Source organism: Streptomyces sp. SCPE 10 (assembly GCF_051980735.1).
GTDB lineage: Bacteria > Actinomycetota > Actinomycetes > Streptomycetales > Streptomycetaceae > Streptomyces > Streptomyces misionensis.
In genome coordinates, this window is sequence record NZ_CP197069.1 from 6561368 (window position 1) to 6582046 (window position 20679).

The following is a 20679-nucleotide window of genomic DNA, read 5'->3' on the forward strand; positions in this document are numbered from 1 at the left end:
GGCAAGAGTCGGGCTGAATGGAGGCATGAACGCCTCAGATGCCGCGTCGCCAGCTGCGGGCCAGGGCGACGATCTGCACGCCGTCGCACCGCAACTGCGCGCACTGCGCCGTCGGGCTGGTCTCACCCTGGAGGCCGCGGCCCGGGACGCCGGACTCTCGCCGGCGCATCTGTCCCGGCTGGAGACCGGACAGCGGCAGCCCTCGCTGCCGATGCTGCTCGCGCTCGCCCGTGTCTACGGTACGACGGTCTCCGAACTCCTCGGCGAGCGGGTGGCCGACCAGAACGCGATCGTCCGGGCCGCCGACATGGACCCGACACGCGCCGCCGGCTGGACCTATTTCCAGGCCGGAGCCCCCGGCCGAGGCATGCAGGCCCTGCGGGTGCACGCGCCCTACGGCACGCAGGGCGACATCGTGCGCGTCCACCCCGGCGAGGAATGGCTCTACGTCCTCAAGGGACGGCTGCGGCTGCGCCTGGGCGACGCCACGCACCTGCTCGCCCCCGGCGACAGCGCCCACTTCGACTCGCTCACCCCGCACCGCCTCGCCGCCGAGGACCCGGACGGCGTGGAGCTGCTGTTCGTCCACACCCTGCTGCAGAGCCCCACGACCGCGTTGTGCCTGGGGCACTTGAACGGAGAGCTGCCATGAGCGATCTCGAGACCAAGTTCCCCCGGTCCCTGTGGATCCGGCTGATCATCTACATCGCCCTCGGACACGTCCTGGCCGCGTTCCTCTATCTGCTGTTCGCGTTCGGGGGCAAGGGCTGACGGGGGCGGCCCCCACCGGTGGACGGGCCTGTCAGTCGATCAGGCGCGCCCGCAGCCGCTCCCGCGTCCGCGGGGTGAGCCGCAGGCCCTGCTCCAGATAGGCGTCCACGCCGCCCCAGGTCTCCTCGATGCTGTCGAAGGCGGCCGACAGGTACTCGGCGCGGGCGTCGAAGAGCGGGCTGAGCAGCTCCATCACCTCGGGCGTGTACGCGGTCTCGGCGCTGCCGCTGCGGCGCACCCGGTAACGGCGGTGCTTGGCGTTGGACTCCAGGTAGTCCGCCACGATCGCGTCGCGCTCCACGCCCACCGCGAGCAGCGTCACCGCTATGGAGACGCCCGCGCGGTCCTTGCCTGCCGCGCAGTGCAGCAGCGCGGGCACGCTGTCCTCGGCGATCGCGTGCAGCACCCGGGAGTGCTCGCCGGTGCGCTCCTTGACGATCGACCGGTAGGAGGCCACCATCCGGGCCGCGCCCTTGCCGTCGTCCAGGATGGCGCGCAGCTGGTCCAGGTCGCCGTCGCGGACCATCTTCCAGAACTCCGCCCCGTCCGCCGGGTCGCTCAGCGGCAGGTTCACATTGCGCACCCCGGGCAGCGCGACGTCCGGGCCCTCCAGCTTCTGGTCGGCCGCGTTGCGGAAGTCGAAGATCGTGTGCAGGCCCAGCGAGGCGAGGAAGACCGCGTCCTCCGGGGTGGCGTGCGCGAGGTGCCCGCTGCGGTACAGCACGCCGTGCCGCACCCGTCGTCCGTCCACGGTCGGCAGCCCGCCGACATCACGGAAATTGCGCACACCGGCCAGCTCCGGCTCGGTCGACGGGACCTGCTGCGTCACGGGGGCTCCTCCCGATCGATCCCCGCCGTCACGGCTCGCGGCGGGCGCTGCGACGACCATACGGCATTGATTTCCCGGGGCAATGAGTTGTCCACAGGGCATTGCCGGGAGGGACGGACGGGGCCATGATGCGCGTACTTGTCCGGTTCCGTGGGCGGCTGTGAGGCCTTGATGGCGGACATCTCGGAAGACGGCCGTACCTGGCTGCTGTCGGGCCCCACCAGCGGCTATGCCCTGCACCTCACCGCCGCGCACGAACTGGTGCACCTGCACTGGGGGCCGCGGATCACCCTCGCCGACGCCGAGGCCCTCGCCGCGCGCCCGCTGCCCGGGTACCGGCCCTTCGAGCCCCCGCTCGACGGCCACGAGGAGTACCCGGTCGAGGGCGGACCGCGCTTCGTGCGCCCGGCCCTGTCCCATGGCGGGCGTCCTCGGCATCGGCGGCGACCTCGGCCGGTGGACCGAGGAGGAACTGGCGGAGGTCCGGCGGTGGGTGGCCCTGTACAAGGAGACCCGCCCGCTGGTCCAGCGCGGCGACCTGTACCGGCTGCGGTCCCCGACCGGCGGACTCGGCGCGGTGCAGTACTCGCTGGGGGACGAGACCGTGGTCATCGCCTGGCTCCAGACGCAGCGCTACGGCGAACCCGCGCCGGCGCTGCGGCTGCGCGGCCTCGACCCGACGGCGTCGTACGCGTGCCCGGAGACGGGGGAGGTGCACCGCGGAGCGGTCCTGCTGCACCACGGGCTGCGCACCGGACTCACCGGCGACCTGGACGCGACGGTGCTGAGACTGCGGCGTATCCGAGCGCCAACAGCCCTGGCAGCGGGCGTATTCCTGGATCGGCGAACTTTTGAGAGTGGCTCATGTCACCGCTCGTCAACCCCTGCCTACGGTCGCGTAAGTCACACCCCAAGGTGAATCATGGTCCGACGTGGCAGACGATTCGAAGAATGACAACAGATCAGTGATCGGGTCGTACGTGGCGGTGGGGGACAGCTTCACCGAGGGCGTCGGTGACCCCGGCCCCGACGGATCGTTCGTGGGCTGGGCCGACCGCTTCGCGGTTCTGCTCGCCGACCGGCGGGCCGAGGGCGACTTCAGGTACACCAATCTCGCTGTGCGCGGGAAGCTGCTGGACCAGATCGTCGCCGACCAGGTCCCGCAGGCCGTCGAACTCGCCCCGGACCTGGTCTCCTTCTGCGCGGGCGGCAACGACATCATCCGTCCCGGCACCGACCCGGACGAGGTGGCCGAGCGCTTCGAGCGGGCCGTGGCCCAGCTGGCCGCCGCCGCGGGCACGGTCATGGTGACGACCGGCTTCGACACCCGGGGCGTCCCCCTGCTCAAGCACCTGCGCGGCAAGATCGCCACGTACAACGGGCACGTCCGGGCCATCGCCGACCGGTACGGCTGCCCCGTGCTCGACCTGTGGTCGCTGCGGTCCGTGCAGGACCGCCGGGCCTGGGACAGCGACCGGCTGCACCTCTCGCCCGAGGGGCACACCCGGGTCGCGCTGCGCGCCGGCCAGGTGCTCGGCCTGGAGATCCCGGCCGACCCGGAGCAGCCGTGGCCGCCGCTGCCGCCCCGGGGCACCCTGGAGGTCCGCCGCGACGACGTCCACTGGGCCCGCGAGCACCTCGTCCCGTGGATCGGCCGCCGTCTGCGCGGCGAGTCCTCCGGCGACCATGTGACGGCGAAGGGCACCCTGTCCCCGGCCGACATCAGGATGCGCATCGCCGCCGTGGCGTGATCGCTGCGACGCCGCCCCGCCCCGGGCTCCTCGCGGCGGGGCGTCGACGTCTGCTCGCGCGCGTGCGGTCAACTCGGGCGGGCTCGGGCCCGGTTCGCGTGTCGGCGCGTCGGCGGCCCGGTCCCGCGCCCGTGCGGCCCGTGCCGCCCCGCTCCGCGGGATTTGGCGGCCGGCAGGCGGCCAGGACGCGGGCGTCGGTACCGAACTCGTCGTCCGCGACGGCGAGTTGATCACGGTCCGGGGGCGCGGTCACTGTCCGGACACCCGGTGGGCGGCCCGCGGGGTGCCGAGCCGCCGTTCGGCAGTGCCGGGCCAGGGGTCGTCAAAGGGGCCGACCATAATGGAGGACCCACCACTCCACCGGGAGGTCATGTGACCGGTCAGCGTTTCTCGTCCCCAGGGCTCCGTGTGCCGCGCCCGACGGCCTTCGGCGCGGACCCGGGCGGCGAACGCCTGGCCCGCATCCGCCGCTCGCCGCACTTCAAGGACGGCGTCTTCCAGAACCCCGGCGGCACCGCCCGCACCCGGCCCTCCGGCTCCGCGCTGGACTTCGCGAAGGTCTTCTTCGACAAGGAGACCCGGCCGCTGCGGGCCCCCAGAGGCACCGTCCCGGTGTACCCCACGACCTTCGCCGACCTGGCCAAGCCGCCCGTCGGCGGGCTGCGCCTGACCTGGATGGGCCACTCCAGCGTGCTGGCCGAGATCGACGGGCACCGGGTGCTGTTCGACCCGGTGTGGGGCGAGCGCTGCTCCCCGTTCCCCTTCGCCGGGCCCAAGCGGCTGCACCCCGTGCCGCTGCCGCTGGCCGCGCTCGGCGAGGTCGACGTGGTGGTGATCTCCCACGACCACTACGACCACCTCGACCTGCCCACCATCAAGGCGCTGGCCGGTACCGACACCCTCTTCGCCGTGCCGCTCGGCGTCGGCGCCCACCTCGAACACTGGGGCGTCTCCCCGGACCGGCTGCGCGAGCTGGACTGGCACGAGTCCGCCCGCGTCGGCGGGCTCACCCTCACCGCCACCCCGGCCCGCCACTTCTGCGGCCGCGCCCTGCGCAACACCCAGCACACCCTGTGGGCGTCCTGGGTCGTCGCGGGCGAGGAGCACCGGATCTACCACAGCGGCGACACCGGCTACTTCGAGGGGTTCAAGGACATCGGCGCCGCCCACGGCCCGTTCGACGCCACGATGATCCAGATCGGCGCGTACAGCGAGTTCTGGGCCGACATCCACATGCGCCCCGACGAGGGCGTGCGCGCCCATCTGGACCTCCAGGGCGGCGCCCCGCACGGCGTCCTCCTGCCGATCCACTGGGGCACCTTCAACCTCGCCCCGCACCCGTGGGCCGAGCCGGGGGAGTGGACCAAGGAGGCGGCCGAAGAGGTCGGTCAGGCGGTGGCCCTGCCCCGGCCGGGCGAGCCCTTCGAGCCCGACGGCAAGCTGCCGGCCGAGGCCTGGTGGCGGGGCGTGTCCGGGGAGCTGCGCCGGACCTGGGGGCCGGTCGGCGCGCTCGTCGCCGAGCCGCCCAAGCGCGGCTGAGGGCACCGCGGAATCCAGGCCAAGGGGAATACTCTCAGTGACCTTCGGGAGGGGGAGTGTGTGCCCGGCCGCCCGGTGTGCGGCGGGGTGCCACCGCGCGGTGGGCGGCGGCAGCGGTCCGGACCGGACGGAGACCTTCCGGGCCCCGCCCGCTCCTTCCGACCGCTTTTGATCGGGCTTTTTCGATCTTTTTCGACCCGGCCGGGCTGCATCCGGCCGGGTCATCGGTCTTTCGTACGGGCCCTCATACCAGAGCGGGACGCTCCGCGGGTGACTTTGTCAACTGCCCACCGCACATGATGTCTAGGCGACTACGGTGAGTGTCCGAACCAAGCCCGACGGACCCGTACGAGGACGCAGATGTCTCACCTCCGCGCACCGGCCGCCCGCGCCGACCGCCGGGAGGGCGGCCGGCACGGGCGACCGGTCGCCCGACCCGCTCCCGCACTGCCCGAGACGCACATACGGCCGCAGCTCATGCGGCTCGCCGTGCTGCCGCCGCTCGCGGTCGCCCTCGGCGCCACCGCCGCCGTCCTGTTCACCGTCCGCACCACCGGCGCACGCACCGGACCCGTCCTGTGGGCCGTGCTCGGCGGCGCGGTCACCGTGGCCGTCGCCGGCATCCTGGTCGCCGCCGTGGCCGCCGACCGCGCCGCCCGCTCCGTCGCCGGCCGCCTCGGCGCACTGCGCCGCACCACCGCCCGCGGCGAGGCCGACCTGCGCGAACTCGTCGACGCCCTGCGCCAGGGCCGGACCCCGCCGCCGCCCGCACCGCACCGTGCGCCCCCCGCGGACGCCGACGGCTTCGAACTGCTCGCCGCCGACCTGGCCCGCGCGCACGCCGCCGCCGTCACCGCCGTGGTGGGCGCCGCACAACTGTCCAGCCACGCGGGCAACGAGCAGAAGCTGGAGGTCTTCGTCAACCTCGCGCGCCGCCTCCAGTCCCTGGTGCACCGCGAGATCTCCATCCTGGACGAGCTGGAACACGAGATCGAGGACCCCGATCTGCTCAAGGGCCTCTTCCACGTCGACCACCTGGCCACCCGGATCCGGCGGCACGCCGAGAACCTCGCCGTGCTCGGCGGCGCCGTCTCCCGGCGCCAGTGGAGCAACCCCGTGGACATGACCGAGGTGCTGCGCTCCGCCATCGCCGAGGTCGAGCAGTACTCCCGGGTCAAGCTGGTGCCCCCGATCGACGGCGAACTGCGCGGCCACGCCGTCGCCGACGTCATCCACCTGCTCGCCGAACTCATCGAGAACGCCACGGTGTTCTCCGCCCCGCAGACCCAGGTGCTGCTGCGCGCGGGCCGCGTCACCTCCGGGCTCGCCGTCGAGGTCGAGGACCGCGGACTCGGCATGCCGGTCGGCGCGCAGAACCGGATGAACGCCCTGCTCGCCGACCCCGACCAGGTCAACGTCGCCAGCCTGCTGGCCGACGGCCGCATCGGCCTCTACGTCGTCTCCCAGCTCGCCCGCCGGCACGGCATCGGGGTGCGGTTGCAGGGCAACATCTACGGCGGCGTCCAGGCCGTACTCGTCGTACCCGAGGCGCTGCTCGGCACGTCGCAGGCCGAGACGCCGGCGGCCGCCGCCGTCCCCGCGCCGCCCGTGGTCCCGACCGCCGCCGTGCCCCCGCCGCCCGTGCGGGCCACCCCGGCGCCGGCCGTCGAGGCGGAGGCGCACGAGCACGGCACCCCGCCCCCGCTGCCGGTGCGCGGCACCCACCGGGAGCGGCCCACCCCCGCCGACGCCGTGCCCGGGAGCGCGGACCGGCACCGCGCGGTGGCCGAGGAACACGCGGGCGTCCCGCCCACCCCGCTCGGCGACAACGTGCGCGGCACCATGCCCAAGCCCCGGCTTCCGCGCCGCCGCGCCCAGGAACACCTCGTACCCCAGCTGCGCGGCGGGCCCGCGCCCCGCCAGGACGGCGCGGGGGACGTGGGCCACGACCCCGGCCTGATGGCCGCCTTCCAGCGCGGCATCGGACTCGCCGAGGCCGCCGAGCGGCGCCCGGACACCGAGCGGCCGCACCCGGGACACACCCAGCCGACCTCCCTCCGGCCCGCCGAACCCGCGCGCGCCCCCGGCGGCCACACGGAACCACGACACGCGTACCGAGCGGGGCCGATATCCGACCGGGACACCGGCCCCGCCCAGACAGACACGCCGACGGGCTGACCGCCCCGCCCCCGACCCAGCGCTCCCGCAGACCGCCCACACACCCCAAGGAGTCGATCCACCATGGCCAGCGATGCGCCGACCGCCCACGCATCCGACCTCGACTGGCTGCTCAGCGGCCTCGTGCAGCGCGTACCGCACACCGCCAGCGCCGTGCTCCTGTCCTGCGACGGGCTGGTGAAGTCCGTGTACGGACTCGACCCCGACAGCGCCGACCACATGGCCGCCCTCGCCTCCGGCCTGTACTCACTCGGCCGCAGCGCGGGCGTCCGGTTCGGCGACGGCGGCGACGTACGGCAGGTCGTCGTCGAACTCGACTCGACCCTGCTGTTCGTCACCACCGCGGGCTCCGGCACCTGCCTCGCCGTGCTGGCGGGCCGCGAGGCCGACGCCGCCGTGCTCGGCTACGAGATGGCGATGCTGGTCAAGAGCGTCCGCCCCTATCTGGTCACCGCCCCCCGGCAGCACGCCGCCGACCCCACGGCGCCGAGGCATTGAGCGTGGCCGCGGCCGGCGACGGGCCCTGGCTGGACGACGCGGCCGGCCGGCTGGTGCGCCCCTTCACGGTCAGCGACGGCCGCACCGAGCCCAGCGTCGCACTCGACCTGATGTCGCAGGTGATGGCCACCGGGGTCACCCCGCTCGGCTACCTCGGCCCCGAGCACGCCCAGGCGCTCCACCTGTGCCGGGCGCCCGTCTCCGTCGCCGAGGTCGCCGCGCACCTGAGACTGCCCGCCGCGGTCACCAAGGTCCTGCTGGCCGACCTGATCGACCACGGGGTGCTGACCACCAAGCCGCCCGCGTTCCACCACACTCCCACCGACCGGTCCCTGCTGGAGGCAGTGCTCGATGGACTACGACGACAGCTCTGACCCGTTCCCCACCGCGCTCAAGATCCTCGTGGCGGGCGGGTTCGGGGTCGGCAAGACCACCTTCGTGGGCGCGGTCAGCGAGATCGCCCCGCTGAGCACCGAGGAACTGCTCACCACGGTCGGCGCCGACACGGACAGCCTCGACGGCATCGAGAACAAGATGGAGACCACGGTCGCCATGGACTTCGGCCGGATCAGCCTCGATCCGGACCATGTGCTCTACCTGTTCGGCACCCCCGGGCAGGAGCGGTTCTGGTTCATGTGGGACGAACTGTCCGAGGGCGCGCTCGGCGCGGTGGTCCTCGCCGACACTCGCCGCCTCCAGGACTGCTTCGCCGCCGTGGACTTCTTCGAGGAGCGCGGGCTCGGCTTCATCGTCGCCCTCAACGAGTTCGACGGCTCCCACCGCTACGACGCCGAGGAGGTCCGCGCCGCCATCGACCTCGCCCCGGAGGTCCCCGTCGTCCGCTGCGACGCCCGGATCTCCAGCTCCGGGGTGCAGACCCTGCTCACCCTCGTCCGCCATCTGCTCGCCCACGCCCCGGAGCCCGCGCCCAGCCACGGCGCCGGGCACCGGTGATCCCGCCCGACCGCCCACGGAGTTCCCCCAGATGAGGTACCACCACCGCCACGGAGCCCGGCCATGAGCTATGAGCCGCCCCGGCCGGTCCGCGGTCTGCTGCTCACCCCCGAGGACCGGGAGGCCCCCGCCCGCGTCCAGCGGCTGCGCCGGCTCGACGTCGGGCAGCACCCGGACGCCGAGCTGGACGCCTTCGCGGACCACCTCGCCCGACTCGTCGGCGCGCCCTACGCCATGGTCAACTTCATCGGCGAAAGACGGCAGTTCTTCGCCGGCCTCAGCGTCCCGGCCGCCACCCCCGTGCCGCGGGCGGACGGCGGCGGACCGGAGTGCGACCGCACGCTCCCCCGCGACCACGGCTTCTGCCCCCATGTGGTGGTCCGCCGCAAGGCCCTGGTCCTGGAGGACGTCCGCGACTACCCGCGGTTCGCGGGCAACCCGGTCGTGGACGAGTACGGCATCCGCTCCTACCTCGGCGCCCCGCTCCTCGACGGCACCGGCATGGCGCTCGGTACCGTGTGCGCCGCCGACGTCACGCCGCGTGCCTGGGGCCGGGAGGGCCTGGAGACCATCAAGGCGCTGGCCGCCGACCTCGTCGCGCGCATCGAACGCGGCGCGCGGGACGGACTGCCCCTGTGACGCCCGGCGTTGCCGTGGCCGGCGCGGTGTGAAGGAAAGCTGAGGCGGCGGTTAAGAAAAGCTCGATGGACCCCGGCCCGCGCATACGGCAGATTGCAGGGTGATTTCACCCCTCTGACCCGGTGCGGGCGCCTTCGGCATGCCCGCGTCCGGGACCTCACCCACAGGAGCCGTACGCGTGAAGGCGCTGGTCAAGGAGAAGGCGGAGCCCGGGCTCTGGCTGACGGACGTACCGGAGCCCCGGATCGGGCCCGCCGACGTGCTGATCAAGGTCCTGCGGACCGGCATCTGCGGCACCGACCTGCACATCCGGGCCTGGGACGGCTGGGCCCAGCAGGCGATCAGCACCCCGCTGGTGGTCGGGCACGAGTTCGTCGGAGAGGTCGTGGAGACCGGCCGGGACGTCACCGACGTCCAGGTCGGCGACCGGGTCAGCGGCGAGGGCCACCTGGTGTGCGGCAAGTGCCGCAACTGCCTGGCCGGGCGCCGCCATCTGTGCCGGGCCACCGTCGGCCTCGGCGTCGGCCGGGACGGCGCGTTCGCCGAGTACGTCGCACTGCCCGCGACCAACGTCTGGGTGCACCGCGTCCCGGTCGACCTGGACGTCGCCGCGATCTTCGACCCGTTCGGCAACGCCGTGCACACCGCGCTGTCCTTCCCGCTGGTCGGCGAGGACGTCCTGATCACCGGGGCTGGCCCGATCGGCCTGATGGCCGCCGCCGTCGCCCGGCACGCGGGCGCCCGCAACGTCGTCGTCACCGACGTCAGCGAGGAGCGCCTGGAACTGGCCCGGAAGATCGGCGCGACCCTCGCCCTGAACGTCTCCTCGGCCACGATCGCCGACGGACAGCGGGAGCTGGGGCTGCGCGAGGGCTTCGACATCGGCCTGGAGATGTCCGGCCGCCCCGAGGCCATGCGCGACATGATCGCCAACATGACGCACGGCGGCCGGATCGCCATGCTCGGCCTGCCCGCGCAGGAGTTCCCGGTCGACTGGGCCCGGATCGTCACCTCGATGATCACCATCAAGGGCATCTACGGCCGGGAGATGTTCGAGACCTGGTACGCGATGTCGGTGCTGCTGGAGGGCGGCCTCGACCTCGCCCCCGTGATCACCGGGCGCTACGGCCACCGCGACTTCGAGGCGGCCTTCGCGGACGCCGCGAGCGGTAAGGGCGGCAAGGTCATCCTGGACTGGACCGCGTAAGTCACCTGCTTTTCCTAGGAGCTTCAGTCATGTTCGACACCGTCCGCGACGACCTGCGCGCCACCCTCGACGAGATCCGCGCCGCCGGCCTGCACAAGCCTGAACGGGTCATCGGCACCCCGCAGTCCGCGACCGTCGAGGTCACCGCCGGCGGCCGCCCCGGCGAGGTCCTCAACTTCTGCGCCAACAACTACCTGGGCCTGGCCGACCACCCCGAGGTGATCGCCGCCGCCCACGAGGCCCTGGACCGCTGGGGCTACGGCATGGCCTCCGTCCGCTTCATCTGCGGCACCCAGGAGGTGCACAAGGAGCTGGAGGCGCGCCTCGCCGCCTTCCTCGGCCAGGAGGACACGATTCTCTACTCCTCCTGCTTCGACGCCAACGGCGGTGTCTTCGAGACCCTCCTCGGCGAGGAGGACGCGGTGATTTCCGACGCCCTCAACCACGCCTCCATCATCGACGGCATCCGCCTGTCCAAGGCCCGCCGCTTCCGCTACGCCAACCGCGACCTCGCCGACCTGGAGACGAAGCTCAAGGAGGCGTCCGGGGCGCGCCGCCGGCTGATCGTCACCGACGGCGTGTTCTCCATGGACGGCTACGTCGCCCCGCTGCGCGAGATCTGCGACCTCGCCGACCGCTACGACGCGATGGTCATGGTCGACGACTCGCACGCCGTCGGCTTCGTCGGCCCCACCGGCCGCGGCACCCCCGAGCTGCACGGTGTGATGGACCGCGTCGACATCATCACCGGCACCCTCGGCAAGGCCCTCGGCGGCGCCTCCGGCGGCTACGTCGCCGCCCGCGCCGAGATCGTCGCCCTGCTGCGCCAGCGCTCGCGCCCCTACCTGTTCTCCAACACCCTCGCCCCGGTGATCGCGGCGGCCTCCCTCAAGGTCCTGGACCTGCTGGAGTCGGCCGACGACCTGCGGGTGCGGCTGGCCGAGAACACCGCGCTGTTCCGCTCCCGGATGACCGAGGAGGGCTTCGACGTCCTCCCCGGCGACCACGCCATCGCGCCCGTGATGATCGGCGACGCGGCGAAGGCGGGCCGCATGGCCGAGCTGCTGCTGGAACGGGGCGTGTACGTGATCGGGTTCTCCTACCCGGTCGTCCCGCAGGGCCAGGCCCGCATCCGGGTCCAGCTGTCCGCCGCGCACTCCACGGACGACGTCAACCGCGCGGTCGACGCGTTCATCGCGGCGCGCGCCGAGCTGGCGGCCTGACCAGGGCGTACGCCTTGCGATAATCGAGGCATGATCGAGGCACGGCGGCTCCACATCCTCCGTGCGGTGGCCGACCACCGCACGGTCACCGCGGCGGCCGCCGCGCTCTACCTCACCCCCTCGGCCGTCTCCCAGCAGCTCACCGCCCTGGAGCAGGAGACCGGCCACCGGCTGGTCGAGCGGGGAGCCAAGGGCGTACGGCTCACCCCGGCCGGCGAGATCCTGCTCAGCCACACCAACGCGGTCCTCGCCCAGCTGGAGCGCGCGGAGGCCGAGCTGGCGGCCTACGGTTCGGGCGAGGCCGGCACGGTCACCGTGGCCGCCTTCGCCACCGGCATCGCCCAGGTCGTGGCGCCCGCCGTGGCCCGGCTCGCCCGCACCGCGCCGGGCATACGCATCCGGGTCCAGGACGCCGAGGGCGACGCCAGCCTGCCGATGGTCCTCGACCGGCAGGTGGACGTGGCGGTGGCCGTCGAGTACCGGGGCGCACCGCCCGCCGACGACCCCCGGCTCACCCATGTCCCGCTGTACGCCGAGCCGTTCGACGCCGTCGTGCCCGTCGGCCACCGCCTCGCGGACGCCGCCGAGGTGCCCCTCGCCGAACTGGCCAAGGACCCCTGGATCGGGCCCTACCCCGGCAACCCCTGCCACGACGTGGTCGTCCTGGCCTGCGAGAGCGCCGGCTTCCAGCCCCGGCTCGAACACTCCTCCGACGACTTCCGGGCCGTCGTCGCCCTCGCCTCGGCCGACGCGGGCGTGGCCCTCGTGCCCCGCTCCGCCCTGCGCGGCATGGACCTCACCGATGTGATCGTCCGCCCGGTCGACGGTGTGGCCCCCACCCGCCGGGTCTTCGCCGCCGTGCGCCGGGGCGCGGAGGGGCATCCGCTGATCCGGCCGGTGCTGGAGGCGCTGGGCCGGGCCGCGGACGGCTCCTGACGCACCGGCCCGGGTGGACAGCCGCCCGACTGTCAGTGGCGGGGGCTACGGTGCGGAGCATGCCGGACGCAGCCGATGTACGCCGTATCGCCCTGTCCCTGCCGGACACCTCGGAGAAGACCGCGTGGCACATGCCCACGTTCCGGGTCGGCGGGAAGATGTTCGCGACCCTGCCCGAGGACGAGACGTCCGTCGCCGTGCGCTGCCCCAAGGAGGAGCGGGACGAACTGGTGCTGGCGGAACCGGAGAAGTTCTGGATCGCCGGACACGAGGCGCAGTTCGCCTGGATCCGGGCGCGGCTCGCGACGCTGGAGGACGAGGCCGAACTGCGGGACATCCTCGCCGACTCCTGGCGCCAGGCCGCCCCGCCCCGACTCCTGGACGCCCACCCGGAATTGGGCCTGCCGCCCACCCCTTGAAATACCGTGGGCGCGGCGGCCGGGGCCGTGGCATGATCCCGCGCGGACCGACACGGAGAGGGAGCCGGGATGACGGAAACGGGCTCACGACGGCGCGTACGCACGGCGGCCGGGACGGAAACCGGCCCCCGCGCCGGTGCCGGCTCCGTCTGGTCGCGGGACTTCGGCCTCTTCTTCGCCGCCCGGGCCGCCGCCCGCCTCGGGGACACGATGCTGCCCGTGGCGCTCGCCGCCGGCCTGCTCGAACACGGCTACGGCGCGGGGGCGGTGGGACTCGCCATGGCGGCGTCGACCGCGTCCTTCGCCGGCCTCGTCGTCTTCGGCGGGGTGATCGCCGACCGGTTCAGCACCCGCCGGCTGATGATCGGCGCCGATCTGGTGCGGGTCGTCACCCAGTCCCTCGCCGCGGTCATGTTCTTCACCGGCCACGTGCTGCTGTGGCAGCTCTGCGCCATCGGCTTCGTCAACGGCGTGGCCAGCGCCGTCTTCCAGCCCGGCGTGGCCAGCACGGTGCCCCGGCTGTCGGCCGACGTCCAGGGCGCCAACGGTGCGATCCGGATCGCCGAGTCCGTCGCCCAGCTCGCCGGCCCGGCCGTCGCGGGACTCCTCGTCGGCTTCGCCTCGCCCGGCGGCGTGTTCGCCGCGCACGCCGGGACGTACGCCGTCAGCGCCCTGTGCCTGCTGCTGCTCCGGCTGCCCCCGCTGTCCCCGGACGCGCTCGCCGCCACCGGCCGCGGCATGCGCGCCTTCCGGGCCGATCTGGTGCAGGGCTGGCGGGAGTTCAGGTCCCGGACCTGGCTGTGGGGCGTGATCGTCATCTGGGGCCTGTACATGATCGCCGTGGCCGGTCCGACCACCCCGCTGGTGGCCACCGAGGTGGTCCAGCAGCACGGCCCGCGCGCCTACGGGCTGGTCAACTCGGCCCTCGGGGCGGGCACCGTCGTCGGCGGCCTGCTCGCCCTGCGGCTGCGCCCGCGCCGGATGCTCAGGGCGGGCGCGTTCTCGCTGTTCCTCTTCTTCGGCTTCCCGGGCGCCGTGGGCCTCGGGCTCGGTGTGCCGGCCGTGGCGGCGGGGGCGGCGCTGGCCGGGGCGGGGATGTCCTTCTGGAGCGTCATGTGGGCGACCACCGTGCAGACGCAGGTCCCGTCCGACGTGCTCAACCGCATCCACGCCTACGACGTGGCCGGCTCCCTGGCCATGATGCCGGTCGGCCAGGCCGTCGCGGGCCCGGCGGCCGGCGCGCTGGGCGCCTCCCACGTCCTGCTGGTCTCGGCCGCGACCAGCCTGGTCGTCGTCGTCTTCCTGCTCGCCGTCCCCGCGATACGCGGCCTGGTGCGGGCGGACGCGAACCCCGCACCGGCTCTCACCCCCGGCCGCTGAGCACCGGCGGTCACCCGGCCCCGGGCACCGGCGCTCACCCCCGCACCGCGGCTCCCCGCCCGGCCCCCAGGAACCGGTCGATCCGCTCCCGCAGACCGTGCGCGTCCAGGCCGTGCGCGGCGGCGTGCTCCTCGACGGTGCCGTACCGGCGCAGCTCGCGGCGGCCCACGCCGAGGCCGAGGACGCGGTGCGGGCGGTCGGACAGGGCGTCGTTCACCGCGGCCGTCGACGTCCCGGCGAGATACGGCTCGACCAGCACCACGTCCGTGCCCGCCGCGTCGGTGGCCCGGCGCAGCGCGGCGACGTCGAGGGGGCGCACGGTCGTCGCGTACAGGACGCTCACGTCCAGGTCCCGGGTCGCGTCGAGTACCGCGTCCAGCAGCGGTCCGACGGCGATCACCACGCCGGACCGGCCCTCGCGCACCGGGACGAGGTGCGCGCCGTCGACCGGCCGGGCCTGCCGGTTGGACTGCACGGACAGCCGTACGTACACCCGGTCGTCGCCCGCGGCGACCGCGCGGCGCAGCAGGGTCTCGGCCTCGTCGGGGTGGCCCGGCACATGGACGGTCCAGCCGTCCAGGGTGTCCAGCAGCGCCACGTCGCCCGGGGCCATGTGGGTGAACCCGCCGGCCGGCCAGTCGTAGGAGGCGGCGGCGCTCACCAGGACCGCTCCGGTGTCCTGGTGCCCGAAGTCCAGTTTGACCTGTTCGAAGGGCCGCTCCACCAGAAAGCTGGCGAAGGTGTGCACGACGGGCCGCAGCCCGGTGAGCGCCAGCCCGGCGGCCGCCCCCACCAGCAGCTGCTCCCGGATGCCCACGTTGATCACCCGGTCGGGATGCCGGGCCATGGTGTCGTGGAAGGCGTCCTTGCCGATCTCGGCGAGGACGACCGCGACCCGCGGGTCCTCGTCCAGGAGGCGGGAGACGACGGGAGCGAAACGGTCGCGCATGGTGTCCATGGAGGTGTCGCCCTTTCAGGGTGCTTCGGAAGAGGGTGGGCGTGCCGGCGCCTGTCGCCGGATCCCGGCTCAGGCGTTCTTCGGCTCGACCCGGGCGACGACCGCGTGCGGCCGTCCCGGGTGCGCGGCGGTGAAGGCGTCGTACAGGGCCGTGTGGTCGCGCCCGTCGACGGTCACCGCGGACCAGCCGGCGGCCTCGAACCGGGCGGCGATCCCGCCGGGCCGGGCGTGGCTGGCGGAGGCGTTGTCCACCACCACGGTATGCAGCCTCTCCAGGCCGGCGGGCCCGGCGAAGGCGATGGCCTCGTGGTTGCTGCCCTCGTCCAGCTCGGCGTCCCCGATCAGCACCCAGACCGCCGGATCGGTGAGGCCCTGGGCCTTCAGCCCCAGCGCGGTGCCCACCGCGATGGGCAGTCCGTGCCCGAGCGACCCGCTGCCGATCTCGGCCCCCGGCACCAGCACGCGGTCCGGGTGGTGGCCGAGCGGGGAGTCGTACCCGCCGAACCCGGGCAGCCAGTCGACCGGCAGGAACCCCTTGGCGGCCAGCACCGCGTAGTACGCCATGGGCCCGTGCCCCTTGCTCAGCAGGAACCGGTCCCGCCCCGGGTCCGCGGCCCGTTCCGGCGTGGCCCGCAGCACCCGGTCGTACAGCACCCACAGCACATCGAGCGTGGAGGTGGCCGCGGGGCCGTGCTTCTCGTCCCCGGTCATCAGGCCCATCAGTCCGGTCAGGTCGTCGTAGCCGTGGGTGCGGTGGTCGTGCGCTGTGATCGTCATGCGTCCCAGCCTGCAACCTCGACCAAGCTTGAGGTCAACACCGTAAGTAGTGCGCGATCACCGACCCGAGTGCGGTATTGTTTCCCTGCGCGTTTCGCCAGGGGAAACCCCAGGTCAAACGGGCACCGGGACGTGGCGCAGCTTGGTAGCGCACTTGACTGGGGGTCAAGGGGTCGCAGGTTCAAATCCTGTCGTCCCGACTCGAAAGAGTCATGGATCAGGGTCGGCTTCGGAGACATTCGGGGCCGGCCCTTGATCGTTCTTGAGGGCCAGTCGGGGAGCGGCGTCGCCCTTGGCCGGCGTCGGGATGCGGCCGCGGGGCCCGAGTCTCCCAGGCGTCCCCAACGCCTATCCTGTTCCGCGTGGCTGAGTCCTGCCCACGGAGCTCACCAACCGCCTGTCGTTTCGGGTGGGTTGTACCCTTCGACCGAACAGAACCGTGCCGGGAGCGTCATGGTCCGTCCCTTCGACGTGCATGAGATCTACTCCGACGACCCGGCCGACTCGGTACGGTTCCCACTGCGACGGGCCGGTGGCTCACCGCAGAGCCTCGCCGTCACCTTGCTGGCCGACTACACGCTGCGCACCCGTGCGTCCGTCCCCTCGGCCGCGATCGTCGCGCTGCTGGGCGAGTTCGGCGTCACCCCGGCCGCGAGCCGAACCGCCATCAGCCGGCTGGCCCGCCGGGGCGTGCTGGAGAGCACCCGGCGGGGACGGCACAGTTCCTACCGCTTGAGCGACCCCGCCGCGGTCAACCTCTCCCTCTCGGGCCATTCGATCGTGGCGTTCACCGAGCGGGCCGAGCAATGGGACGGCTCGTGGACGATCATCGCCTTCTCGCTTCCCGAGGGCCGCAGCGCCGAGCGAAGGACGCTGCGAGGACAACTGCGCTGGCTGGGATACGTACCTCTGTACGACGGGCTGTGGCTGTCGCCGCGCCCCTTCACGACGAGGGCACGGGAGGAGCTGGCCGCGGTCGGCTCGGGATCGCTGACGGTTTTCCGGGCCCAGCATGTCGAGCTGGCCCAGACCGTCCACCGCGACCCGCTGGACGCCTGGGACGTCGCCGCCATCGCCGAGGAGTACACCTCGTTCATCGACAGATGGAGTCCGCTGCTGGAGAGGATCCGGTCCGGTGAGGTCGGCGGCGCCGAGGCGGTGTCCGCCCGTACCGAGGTGATGGACACCTATCGCCGCTTCCATGTCCTGGACCCGCTGCTGCCGATGCGCTGCATGCCGCAGGGCTGGCGACGGGTGGAGGTCCGCACCATCTTCGACGCCGTCTACGACGGGCTCGCGAAGACGGCCCAGGAGCATGTCCGAACGGTGGCGGCGTCGTCCTCGACAGGGCACGACGGCATCGGCGCGCACACAACGGGTGACATGCTCGCGGGAGTCTGGCGCGGGGAAGGGTGACGGCGCGTCGGAAACACGGGGTGCCGGCCCGCTCGCCTGTTGAGCCGGGGTACCACCCGGACCCGGAGCGGGCCATGTGCTCATGAGCGGATTGACGGCGTCCAGTCAATTGACGCTTTCCTGTCCCGTCGGTACCGTCACTGTCATATAAGCTCGCGAGTTCATGAGCCTCCCGGTGCATCGGCCTCCGGGCGTGGCCGGCACCCCGGTACGCAGCCCGGCGCCGTGGATCCGTGTCTCCTCCGACCAAGGGGCCGCGCGGTCGACCGCAGTCGCACCGGTCGTAGTCCGTCGCGCCCGCATCCCGGGCATGCCGAGCAGGCGGGCGTTCCCCGGCCGCCGGTTCGTCCGGCGTCCGCCAGGTGCCACCGGCGAACTCCAGGGAGTCAGCTGTGGAAATGCCACGCAAAGTGTCAGCGAGGCCGGCCGCCGTGTTGGCGGCGATCGGCCTTCTGCTGTCGGTCCTGGTCATGGCGACACCGGCCTCCGCGGCGTCCCTGACCCAGGTGACGAACTTCGGTGACAACCCCGGCAACATGCGGATGTACGTCTACGTGCCGGACACGCACACCGCGAAGCCGGCCATCGTCCTGGCTATGCACGGCTGCGGCGGCTCCGGCCCGGACTTCTACTCCGGCAGCGAGTTCGCGTCGCTCGCCGACCGGTACGGATTCATCGTCATCTATCCGACCGCCACACAGTCGGCGGGTTTCGGCAACTGCTTCGACACCTGGTCGGACGCGGCCAAGCGCCGCGGTGGGGGCAGTGACCCGGTCTCCCTGATCTCGATGGTCGACTATGTGGAGCAGCACTACAACGGCGACCCGAAGCAGGTCTTCGCCACCGGGAGTTCATCCGGCGGCATGATGACCGACGAGATGCTCGCCCTCTATCCCGACGTGTTCAAGGCGGGCGCCGCGTTCATGGGTGTTCCGTTCGGGTGCTTCGCCAACGCGGCGGACTATCCGCCCACGACCAGCAAGTGCACAGGCGGGAACATGACGAAGACCCCGCAGGAGTGGGGCGATCTGGTGCGGCAGGCCTACCCGGGATACGCCGGGCCGCGGCCGCCCCTCCAGCTGTGGCACGGAACCAGTGACACCCTCGTGCCGTACCAGCTGCTCCAGGAGGACATCAAGCAGTGGACCGACGTGTTCGGGCTGAGCCGGACACCGACGTCCACCGACACGCCACAGGCCGGCTGGACGCGGCAGCGCTTCGCCGACTCGTCCGGCACGGTGAACGTGGAGGCGTACAGCATCCAGGGTGCCGGTCACTCCCTTCCGTCGAGCGGGATGGCCGGGTACGCCATCCAGTTCTTCGGCCTCACCGGGAGCTCGGGGACCACCCCGCCGACCGGCGGGACCGGGTGCAAGGTGACCGCAGCGGTCAGCTCGTGGAGCACCGGACTGACCGAGAACATCACCATCACCAACACGGGCGGTTCCGCGGTGAACGGATGGTCGCTGAAGTTCACTCTCCCCGGCGGACAGGCGATCACCAACGGGTGGAACGCCTCCTACACGCCGTCGAGCGGCCAGGTGACCGCGACTAACGAGAGTTTCAACGGCGCGCTCGCTCCGGGGCAGTCCACGACGATCGGCTTCCAGGCCACGCACACCGGTGACACGGCCGCGCCGACGGGCTTCGTCCTCAACGGGGCGACCTGCGCCACAGGCTGACCCGACCGGCCGGACACCGAGAGTCCGCACTTGCGAATGTCATGAACTGATCAAATCGCCATGTTCGCCTACCCGAGGATCAGGACCTCCCATGCGCAGACGAAGTCTCAAGCACAGGAACCTCTTAGGGGTGTTCACCGCCGCGATCACCGTTCTGGTCGCGTTGGCGGCGATGCTCGTCGCCGCTCCGGCCCAGGCGGCCTCCAGCGGCGCCTTGAAGCACGCCGCTTCCGGACGGTGTCTGGACCTGCCGAACTCCACCACCACCGACGGTACCTACCTGCAGATCTGGGACTGCTCGGGCCAGTCCAACCAGCAGTGGACGCTGACCGACGGCAACCAGCTGACCGTGCTCGGCAAGTGCCTGGACGTGCCGAACCACGCCACCACGGCCGGTACCCAGCTGGAGATCTGGAGCTGCAACGGCGGCACGAACCAGCAGTGGCGGGTGAACTCCGACGGCTCGGTCGTCGCCACGGAGTCCGGGCTGTGCCTGGACGCGAAGGACAACGGCACCGCCAACGGCACGCGGGTGCAGCTGTGGACGTGCACCGGCAGCAGCAACCAGAAGTGGTCCGGCCTGTCCGGGGGATCCACGGGTGGCGGCGGCACCTGCACCCTTCCCTCGACGTACAAGTGGTCGTCGACGGGTTCGCTCGCGCAGCCGGCCAACGGCTGGGTCTCGCTCAAGGACTTCACCACCGTGACGTACAACGGCAAGCACCTGGTCTACGGGTCGAACGTGAACGGAACCTCGTACGGCTCGATGGCGTTCGCCCCGTTCACGAACTGGTCCGACATGGCGTCGGCCGGCCAGACCGGGATGAGCCAGGCCGCGGTGGCGCCCACGCTGTTCTACTTCGCGCCCAAGAACATCTGGGTCCTCGCCTACCAGTGGGGTTCCTCGCCCTTCATGTACCGCACGTCGAGTGACCCCACCAACGCCAACGGCTGGTCCTCGCCGCAGGCGCTGTTCACCGGCAGCATCCCGGGCTCCGACACCGGTCCGATCGACCAGACCCTCATCGCCGACGGCTCCAACATGTACCTGTTCTTCGCCGGTGACAACGGCAGCATCTACCGCGCGAGCATGCCGATCGGGAACTTCCCGAGCAGCTTCGGCTCCTCGTACACGACGGTCATGACCGACTCGAAGGCCAACCTGTTCGAGGCGCCCCAGGTCTACAAGGTCCAGGGCCAGAACCAGTACCTCATGATCGTCGAGGCGATGGGGGCGAACGGCCGCTACTTCCGCTCGTTCACTGCCTCCAGCCTGAGCGGTTCGTGGACCGCGCAGGGCGCCGGCGAGAGCACTCCCTTCGCGGGCAAGGCCAACAGCGGGGCCACCTGGACCAACGACATCAGCCACGGTGACCTGGTCCGCAACAACCCCGACCAGACCATGACCATCGACCCCTGCAACCTGCAGTTCCTCTACCAGGGCAAGTCGCCCAACGCGACCGGCAGTTACGACCAGCTGCCGTGGCGGCCGGGCGTCCTCACCCTCCAGCGCTGATCCACC

At 72.5% G+C, this 20679-nt stretch carries 20 protein-coding genes, 1 tRNA gene and 1 pseudogene; 19 read left to right on the top strand and 3 right to left on the bottom strand.

The window, feature by feature from the left end; genetic code table 11:
* The first annotated feature begins 25 nt into the window (after positions 1-25).
* Together ACSP97_RS30120 and ACSP97_RS30125 are read left to right on the top strand one after the other, a co-directional pair.
* Positions 26-652 (top strand): helix-turn-helix domain-containing protein, encoded by a 627-nt coding sequence (locus tag ACSP97_RS30120; protein ID WP_355151965.1) that lies wholly within the window; start codon positions 26-28, stop codon positions 650-652.
* The gene (locus tag ACSP97_RS30125; RefSeq protein WP_440555167.1) at positions 649-771 is read left to right on the top strand and encodes a DUF6126 family protein; all 123 of its coding nucleotides are present in this window, start codon (positions 649-651) and stop codon (positions 769-771) included. The genes ACSP97_RS30120 and ACSP97_RS30125 overlap by 4 nt, the downstream gene beginning before the upstream one ends.
* 31 nt (positions 772-802) lie before the next feature.
* Here ACSP97_RS30125 and ACSP97_RS30130 read toward each other — a convergent pair whose 3' ends face one another.
* On the bottom strand, positions 803-1600 hold the full coding sequence (locus tag ACSP97_RS30130; protein ID WP_358269636.1) for a tyrosine-protein phosphatase: 798 nt from the start codon (positions 1598-1600) through the stop codon (positions 803-805).
* A 418-nt stretch (positions 1601-2018) separates the two neighbouring features.
* Here ACSP97_RS30130 and ACSP97_RS30135 point away from each other — a divergent pair.
* The 13 genes and pseudogenes from ACSP97_RS30135 to ACSP97_RS30195 form a co-directional block, all read left to right on the top strand.
* A pseudogene (locus ACSP97_RS30135) lies at positions 2019-2402 on the top strand (GH36 C-terminal domain-containing protein); the annotation flags it as partial.
* Between the two features lie 163 nt (positions 2403-2565).
* Entirely contained in the window at positions 2566-3351 is a 786-nt protein-coding gene (locus ACSP97_RS30140; protein ID WP_355323110.1) for an SGNH/GDSL hydrolase family protein, read from the top strand.
* 372 nt (positions 3352-3723) lie between these two features.
* Positions 3724-4890, top strand: coding sequence for an MBL fold metallo-hydrolase (locus ACSP97_RS30145; protein WP_364729947.1), 1167 nt, complete (start codon positions 3724-3726; stop codon positions 4888-4890).
* A gap of 360 nt (positions 4891-5250) precedes the next feature.
* Complete coding sequence (locus ACSP97_RS30150; RefSeq protein WP_382008608.1) at positions 5251-7068, top strand: ATP-binding protein; 1818 nt, start codon at positions 5251-5253, stop codon at positions 7066-7068.
* Between the two features lie 63 nt (positions 7069-7131).
* Positions 7132-7566: a roadblock/LC7 domain-containing protein gene (locus tag ACSP97_RS30155; RefSeq protein ID WP_355322869.1), complete on the top strand. Its 435-nt coding sequence runs from the start codon at positions 7132-7134 to the stop codon at positions 7564-7566.
* Between the two features lie 2 nt (positions 7567-7568).
* Positions 7569-7940 carry a DUF742 domain-containing protein gene (locus tag ACSP97_RS30160; protein WP_355151960.1) on the top strand — a complete coding sequence of 124 codons (372 nt, stop codon included), beginning with the start codon at positions 7569-7571 and terminating at the stop codon, positions 7938-7940.
* Positions 7918-8520, top strand: a complete 603-nt coding sequence (locus ACSP97_RS30165; protein ID WP_355151959.1) for a GTP-binding protein — start codon at positions 7918-7920, stop codon at positions 8518-8520. The genes ACSP97_RS30160 and ACSP97_RS30165 overlap by 23 nt, the downstream gene beginning before the upstream one ends.
* Before the next feature lie 63 nt (positions 8521-8583).
* A complete protein-coding gene (locus ACSP97_RS30170) occupies positions 8584-9159 on the top strand; it encodes a GAF domain-containing protein (protein WP_355151958.1) in 576 nt (191 codons plus the stop codon).
* Between the two features lie 178 nt (positions 9160-9337).
* Positions 9338-10366 (top strand): L-threonine 3-dehydrogenase, encoded by a 1029-nt coding sequence (tdh, locus tag ACSP97_RS30175; RefSeq protein ID WP_358269641.1) that lies wholly within the window; start codon positions 9338-9340, stop codon positions 10364-10366.
* A gap of 29 nt (positions 10367-10395) precedes the next feature.
* Positions 10396-11589, top strand: a complete 1194-nt coding sequence (locus tag ACSP97_RS30180) for a glycine C-acetyltransferase (RefSeq protein WP_355151956.1) — start codon at positions 10396-10398, stop codon at positions 11587-11589.
* Between the two features lie 30 nt (positions 11590-11619).
* Positions 11620-12525 (top strand): LysR family transcriptional regulator, encoded by a 906-nt coding sequence (locus ACSP97_RS30185; RefSeq protein WP_355151955.1) that lies wholly within the window; start codon positions 11620-11622, stop codon positions 12523-12525.
* A 59-nt stretch (positions 12526-12584) separates the two neighbouring features.
* Entirely contained in the window at positions 12585-12944 is a 360-nt protein-coding gene (locus ACSP97_RS30190; RefSeq protein WP_440555173.1) for an MmcQ/YjbR family DNA-binding protein, read from the top strand.
* Positions 12945-13013: 69 nt separating this feature from the next.
* The gene (locus ACSP97_RS30195; RefSeq protein ID WP_440555175.1) at positions 13014-14324 is read left to right on the top strand and encodes an MFS transporter; all 1311 of its coding nucleotides are present in this window, start codon (positions 13014-13016) and stop codon (positions 14322-14324) included.
* A 34-nt stretch (positions 14325-14358) separates the two neighbouring features.
* On the opposite strand, the gene ACSP97_RS30200 is transcribed toward ACSP97_RS30195, so the two are convergent.
* Together ACSP97_RS30200 and ACSP97_RS30205 are read right to left on the bottom strand one after the other, a co-directional pair.
* Complete coding sequence (locus ACSP97_RS30200) at positions 14359-15282, bottom strand: transketolase family protein (RefSeq protein WP_388294695.1); 924 nt, start codon at positions 15280-15282, stop codon at positions 14359-14361.
* Positions 15283-15351: 69 nt separating this feature from the next.
* Positions 15352-16059 carry a transketolase gene (locus ACSP97_RS30205; protein ID WP_440555177.1) on the bottom strand — a complete coding sequence of 236 codons (708 nt, stop codon included), beginning with the start codon at positions 16057-16059 and terminating at the stop codon, positions 15352-15354.
* A 126-nt stretch (positions 16060-16185) separates the two neighbouring features.
* On the opposite strand from ACSP97_RS30205, the gene ACSP97_RS30210 reads away from it, so the two are divergent.
* The 4 genes from ACSP97_RS30210 to ACSP97_RS30225 all read left to right on the top strand — a co-directional run bounded on the left by ACSP97_RS30210 (position 16186) and on the right by ACSP97_RS30225 (position 20673).
* A tRNA-Pro gene (locus tag ACSP97_RS30210) sits at positions 16186-16259 on the top strand.
* Positions 16260-16512: 253 nt separating this feature from the next.
* On the top strand, positions 16513-17475 hold the full coding sequence (locus ACSP97_RS30215) for a PaaX family transcriptional regulator (RefSeq protein ID WP_355151951.1): 963 nt from the start codon (positions 16513-16515) through the stop codon (positions 17473-17475).
* Between the two features lie 410 nt (positions 17476-17885).
* Complete coding sequence (locus ACSP97_RS30220) at positions 17886-19157, top strand: extracellular catalytic domain type 1 short-chain-length polyhydroxyalkanoate depolymerase (protein WP_440555179.1); 1272 nt, start codon at positions 17886-17888, stop codon at positions 19155-19157.
* A gap of 91 nt (positions 19158-19248) precedes the next feature.
* Complete coding sequence (locus ACSP97_RS30225) at positions 19249-20673, top strand: non-reducing end alpha-L-arabinofuranosidase family hydrolase (protein WP_440555181.1); 1425 nt, start codon at positions 19249-19251, stop codon at positions 20671-20673.
* Positions 20674-20679: the final 6 nt, after the last annotated feature.